This is a genomic window from Actinomyces sp. 594, from assembly GCF_019325145.1.
GTDB lineage: Bacteria > Actinomycetota > Actinomycetes > Actinomycetales > Actinomycetaceae > Actinomyces.
In genome coordinates this window covers 45,062-50,386 of the sequence record NZ_PIZC01000040.1, presented here as the reverse complement: position 1 = coordinate 50,386, position 5,325 = coordinate 45,062, and the positions used below count along the sequence as shown (strand labels likewise).

The following is a 5,325-nucleotide window of genomic DNA, read 5'->3' as shown; positions in this document are numbered from 1 at the left end:
CGCGGGCTCGGCGGCGGCGCCGACGGCGGGCAGGCAGGCTCCCGCGCCGACGGCGGCGAGCGCCAGTGCCGCGGTGACGGCGGCGGGCCGCAGCGCGCGTTGTAATCGTGTAGCGATATGCATGTGCATCTCCTTCGATGCGATTCAGGGTGGGGGTACAGCGGTCCGGCCGTCTCCGGGCCGCGTAGAAACACTATGGCGAACAAAACGATTTGACAAGAGTTGTCGTCCCGGCTGTGCCAGGATCGGGCCATGAGTAACCCGGAGCACACCGACACCACCGGACCAGCCGCGCCCCGCGCACAGGCGCACCCCGACCTGGTCTTCCACTCCGCCTACGACCAGGGCTTCGCGCGCGTGGCCGCCGTGACCCTGCCGGTTGTGCTCGGGGACCCCCGGGCCAACGCGGACGCAGTCATCGCCCAGGCCCGCGCGCTCGCGGACGACGGCGTCGCCGTGGCGGCCTTCCCCGAGCTCACCCTGACCGGCTACTCCATCGACGACCTGCTGCTGGACGGGCTGCTGTTGCGCAACGTGCTGGCGGCCATCGAGGCCATCCGGGTGGCCAGCGCCGAGCTGCTGCCCGCGCTCGTAGTCGGGGCGCCCCTGCGCGTGGGCGACCGGCTGCTCAACTGCGCCGTAGTCATCCAGGGCGGGGTGGTACGCGGCGTCGCCCCCAAGTCCTACGTGCCCAGTTACCGGGAGTTCTACGAGTCCCGCCACTTCGCCGCCGGGGCCGACGGCCTGCCCCCCACCGTCCGCCTTCCCGGCATCGGCCCCGATCCCGACGGCGCCAGCGCGCCGCTCGGGGCGAGGCTGCTGTTCGACGTCGAGGACGTGCCCGGCCTGGTCTTCCACGCCGAGGTCTGCGAGGACATGTGGGTGCCCGTGCCGCCGTCCTCGCTCGCGGCCCTGGCCGGCGCCACGGTGCTGGTCAACCTCTCCGGCTCCCCGGTCACCGTGGGCCGTGCCGACCAGCGGCGGCTACTGGCGCGCGCCTCTTCCGCCCGGGGGCTGGCCGCCTACGTGTACGCCGCCGCCGGGGCGGGGGAGTCCTCCACGGACCTGGCCTGGGACGGCCAGACCTTCGTGTATGAGAACGGCGCCCTGCTGGGCAGGACCGAGCGGTTCCCGGACGGGGCCCGCGCGACCGTCGTCGACGTCGACATCGAGGGCCTGCGCGCCGAGCGCCTGCGCCAGGGCACCTTTGACGACAACCGTCGCCGACTCGCCGGGCAGCGCGCCCCCCAGGATGGGGGCAGTCCCGAGGGATTCCAGACGGTGGTGATCCCCCGCGCCGCGCTCGCGGTGCCGCGCACCGACATCGGGCTGCGGCGCGACGTCGACCGCTTCCCCTTCGTTCCCAACGATCCGCAGCGCCTGGCCCAGGACTGCTACGAGGCCTACAACATCCAGGTGGCGGCCCTGGTGCAGCGGCTGACCGCCATCGGCAACCCCAAGCTCATCATCGGGGTGTCCGGCGGACTGGACTCCACGCACGCCCTCATCGTCGCCGCCCGTGCCATGGACCGGCTGGGCCGGCCGCGCACGGACATTCATGCCATCACCATGCCCGGCTTTGCCACCTCCGCCGCCACCAAGCACAACGCACTCGCCCTGGCCGAGGCGCTGGGGTGCCACGTGGAGGAGCTCGACATCCGGCCGGTGGCAGAGCAGATGCTGGCCGCCATGGACCACCCCTACGGGCGCGGCGAGCGCGGCCGCGAGGTCTACGACGTCACCTTCGAGAACGTGCAGGCCGGGCTGCGCACGGACTTCCTGTTCCGCATCGCGGGAGCCCGTGGCGGCATCGTGCTGGGCACCGGGGACCTGTCCGAGCTGGCGCTGGGCTGGTGCACCTTCGGAGTGGGTGACCAGATGGCGCACTACGGCGTCAATGCGGGTGTGCCCAAGACACTCATCCAGCACCTGATCCGCTGGGTGGTGGCCGAGCGGATCTTCTCCGACGCCGCCTCCGAGGTGCTGCTGGCCGTGCTGAACACGGAGATCAGCCCCGAGCTGGTGCCCGCCACGGAGGGTGAGCCCATCCAGTCCACGCAGGCACGCATTGGCCCCTACGCGCTGCAGGACTTCACCTTGTGGCACGTGCTGCGCCATGGTGCGCGTCCGTCCCGCATTGCGTTCCTGGCGGAGAAGGCCTGGGCGGACCCGGCGGTGGGGCAATGGCCGGCCGGCCTGCCGGAGGAGGAGAAGGTCGCCTACACGCTCGCCGACATCCGCAAGTGGGAGCTGGTCTTCTTCCGGCGCTTCTTCGCCAATCAGTTCAAGCGCTCCACGCTGCCCAACGGGCCGAAGGTGGTTGCCGGCGGCACGCTCTCCCCGCGCGGAGACTGGCGGATGCCCTCCGATGCGGATGCCGCCGCCTGGCTCGATGAAATTGAGCGCAACGTTCCAGAGATCTAAGGCCGTATGGGTGCTACTGTGTGCCTCGTCATAGACCGTCGTCAGTTCAAACGATTTGGCATATGCTTCAGCCAATCGGGGACGCGGCGCCGCGGCTATGACGTCCCCACAAACCGATAGGCACCGCGCTGCGGTGCGTAACTGGCAGGAGCCCGCCGTTGCAGTCATCTGTTGCAGTAATCGTGGCGGCCCACGGTCACCTGGCGGAGGGGTTGCTCAACTCCGCCGCCATGATCGCCGGTCCGCAGGACGACGTCATCCCCATCAGCTTCGATCCCGGTGAAGGGCCGGAGGACCTGTTGGCCAAGTACGCCGACGCCGTGGACTCCTCCGCCTCGGGCCAGTACCTCATCCTCGTGGACCTGCTCGGGGGCAGCCCCTACAACGCTGCCGCCCGCTTCGCAGCGGCCCGTGAAGACGCCGACGTCGTTACCGGCGTGAACCTGCCCATGCTCATCGAGGTCCTCGGCCGCCGCCTGGCCGGCGGTGACCTGGCCGAGCTGGTTGAGGTCGCCAAGACCTCCGGCGCCGGCGGCGTCAAGGTCCTATCCGAGATCTTCACCCCACCCACCAACACCGATTCCGACGACGACGACGAAGGAGACGAGCTCTGATGGACATCAAGCTCCTGCGCATCGATTCCCGCCTGGTCCACGGCCAGGTCGCCAACAACTGGGCCGGCTCCCTGGGTGCCGAGGCCATCCTCGCCGTCTCCGACGGCGCCGCCAACGACGAGCTGCGCAAGACGCTGATGCTCCAGACCGGCGGCGGCAAGGTCAAGGTCCACGTGCTGACCGTGGCCAAGGCGGCCCGCGTGTACAAGAACCCCAAGTACGAGAACCTCAAGGCCGTGATCGTCGTGGAGACCCCTGCGGACATCGTGCGCCTGCTCGACCTGGGCATCCAGGCCGATGAGGTCAACGTCGGCGGCATGACCTTCAAGCAGGGCACCAAGGCCCTGTCGCAGGCCGTCTACGTCTCCGATGACGACGTCAAGGCCTTCCAGGAGATCGACTCCCGCGGCATCACCCAGTACATCCAGCAGGTTCCCTCCTCCGGCCGCGCCGGCCTGATGGAGACGCTGAAGTCCAAGGGCTTTGTCGCCTGACCCCACCCCTATCCATCCCCACCAGGAAGCACTCTCATGCATGACATCGGTGCTGTCCAGATCATCCTCGTGACCCTCGTGGCCTTCCTCGCCGGTTGCGACTCCGTTCTGGACGAACGCATGTTCTACCGACCCATCGTCGCCTGTACCCTCACCGGGCTCGCCCTGGGCGATCCGACCACCGGCATCATGGTTGGCGGCAGCCTTGAGCTGGTCAGCCTCGGCTGGATGAACGTTGGTGCCGCCATGGCGCCCGACGCGGCGCTGGCCTCCACCGTCTCCACCGTCATCGCCATCGCCGGCGGGCAGAGCCACGAGGAGGCGATCGCCGTCGCCGTGCCCCTGGCCGTCGCCGGCCAGGCCCTGACCATCTTCGTGCGTACCGTCAACGTGTTCTTTGCCCACCAGGCCGACCGCTTCGCGGAGGACGGCAATATGCGGGGCATTCAGATCATGCACTTCATCGCGCTGTCCCTCCAGGGCCTGCGCGTGGCGATCCCCACCGCCGCCGTCGCGGTGGTGGCCTCGGGCGACGCCGTGCAGCGCGCGCTGGGGATGATCCCCGACGTCGTCACCCAGGGCCTGCAGATCGCGGGCGGGTTCATCGTCGTCGTCGGTTACGCCATGGTCATCAACATGATGCGCGCCCGCAAGCTGATGCCGTTCTTCTTCATCGGCTTCATCGTGGCCCAGTCCATGACCACCCTGGACACCGGCATCACCCTGGTGGCACTGGGCATCATGGGTATCTGCCTGGCCTTCATCTACGTGCAGCTCAACCCCGACTTCCACGAGTCGGTCCAGTTGCCGCGTCCCGCCCCTGTTGCCGCCGGCGCGGGTGGTCTGGACGACGACCTGGATGACGATCTCGATGACGAGCTCGACTGAGCGCGGCAAGGAACTGGGAAGGAAACAAGACCATGTCTACACAAACTGACGCCGCTCCCGCCACCGAGCGCATGCTCACCAACCGCGACCTGCGGAGCATGTACTGGCGCTCCACGTTCCTGCTGGGCTCCTTCAACTTCGAGCGCATGCAGGCCATGGGCTTCTGCATCACCCTCATGCCGGCGATCCGGAAGTTCTACCCCTCCAACAAGACCGAGCAGGCGGCCGCCCTCAAGCGCCACCTGGAGTTCTACAACACCCACCCCTGGATCTCCTCGGTGGTCTTTGGCGTCACCGCCGCCATGGAGGAGCAGCGCGCCAAGGGTGAGGACATCGGTGATGACACCATCACCAACGTCAAGGTCGGCCTCATGGGGCCGCTCGCGGGCGTCGGCGACCCCATCTTCTGGGGGACCGTCCGCCCGGTGCTGGGGGCGCTGGGCGCCTCCCTGGCGCTTACGGGCTCCTGGCTCGGCCCGATCGTCTACTTCCTGGGCATCAATATCATCCGCATCCTGGTGCGCTGGTACGGCCTGAAGTGGGGCTATGAGCGCGGTACGGCAATGGTGACGGAGGTCGGCGGCGGCCAGCTCAAGCGCATCACGCAGATCGCCGCTATCACCGGTCTGTTCGTCATGGGTGCCCTGGTGGCCAAGTGGACGACGATCAACTTCCCGGGGGTGATCTCCTCGGTGACCGCCGACGACGGCACCGTCACCCAGACCACCCTGCAGGACATCCTTGATCAGCTGCTGCCCGGCGTGGCGGCGCTGGGGCTGACCTTCGTGTGCATGTGGCTGCTGAATAAGAAGGTCAACGCCCTGTGGATCATCCTGGGCATGTTCGTCATCGGCATCTTCGGGGCCTGGACCGGCTGGCTCGGCCTGTAGCCCCAATCGCCCCAC

General features: G+C 68.5%; 5 protein-coding genes. All 5 read left to right on the top strand.

What is annotated here, in order from left to right; translation table 11 throughout:
• Positions 1-252 precede the first annotated feature (252 nt).
• The 5 genes from GZ998_RS06905 (at position 253) to GZ998_RS06885 (ending at position 5,310) form a co-directional block, all read left to right on the top strand.
• Complete coding sequence (locus GZ998_RS06905; RefSeq protein WP_219109425.1) at positions 253-2,424, top strand: NAD(+) synthase; 2,172 nt, start codon at positions 253-255, stop codon at positions 2,422-2,424.
• Between the two features lie 158 nt (positions 2,425-2,582).
• Positions 2,583-3,038: a PTS sugar transporter subunit IIA gene (locus tag GZ998_RS06900; RefSeq protein WP_219109424.1), complete on the top strand. Its 456-nt coding sequence runs from the start codon at positions 2,583-2,585 to the stop codon at positions 3,036-3,038.
• Positions 3,038-3,532: a PTS sugar transporter subunit IIB gene (locus GZ998_RS06895; protein ID WP_161925090.1), complete on the top strand. Its 495-nt coding sequence runs from the start codon at positions 3,038-3,040 to the stop codon at positions 3,530-3,532. Before GZ998_RS06900 ends, GZ998_RS06895 begins: the two co-directional genes overlap by 1 nt.
• Before the next feature lie 36 nt (positions 3,533-3,568).
• Entirely contained in the window at positions 3,569-4,420 is an 852-nt protein-coding gene (locus GZ998_RS06890; protein ID WP_161925089.1) for a PTS mannose/fructose/sorbose transporter subunit IIC, read from the top strand.
• 32 nt (positions 4,421-4,452) lie between these two features.
• Positions 4,453-5,310, top strand: coding sequence for a PTS system mannose/fructose/sorbose family transporter subunit IID (locus GZ998_RS06885; protein WP_162679582.1), 858 nt, complete (start codon positions 4,453-4,455; stop codon positions 5,308-5,310).
• Positions 5,311-5,325: the final 15 nt, after the last annotated feature.

What these genes read in the sequence shown, in the direction of transcription:
- GZ998_RS06895 (WP_161925090.1), top strand. Translation starts at nt 3,038, where the DNA reads ATGGACATCAAGCTCCTGCGCATCGATTCCCGCCTGGTCCACGGCCAG.
- GZ998_RS06890 (WP_161925089.1), top strand. Translation starts at nt 3,569, where the DNA reads ATGCATGACATCGGTGCTGTCCAGATCATCCTCGTGACCCTCGTGGCC.
- GZ998_RS06885 (WP_162679582.1), top strand. Translation starts at nt 4,453, where the DNA reads ATGTCTACACAAACTGACGCCGCTCCCGCCACCGAGCGCATGCTCACC.
- GZ998_RS06905 (WP_219109425.1), top strand. Translation starts at nt 253, where the DNA reads ATGAGTAACCCGGAGCACACCGACACCACCGGACCAGCCGCGCCCCGC.